1 pseudogene is annotated in these 308 nt (G+C 47.1%); it reads right to left on the bottom strand.

Annotation, left to right across the window (positions count from 1 at the left end):
- Positions 1-308: pseudogene (locus tag ACYVTD_RS18990) on the bottom strand (AAA family ATPase); the annotation flags it as partial.

Raw genomic sequence — 308 nt, 5'->3', positions numbered from 1 at the left:
CAATAACGGTCGGTATCGGATAGGCGGTGTAAATCCCCCGCGGGAACGATAAGTTCGGCATAATCGATAATAAACACCATACGGCATTTTTCGCGCTTGTCCGAGGGGATACGCGAAAGAAAATATTTTTCAATATATGGAAAACTTCTTTCCGGATCGCATGAAAGAAAGTCGCTTTTATCGACATCGGGGTTTACCGAGAATTTCGGGGCCGCGGCAAGGTAGTCGCTTTCCATCTGCGGTTCGCAAAAAGACACCCCGCCTGAACGGTCGTAATAGGCGATTATATCCCTGTTGCCGAATAAAAT

This window comes from Treponema sp. R6D11 (assembly GCF_054786075.1).
This window is presented reverse-complemented; position numbering and strand designations above follow the sequence as displayed.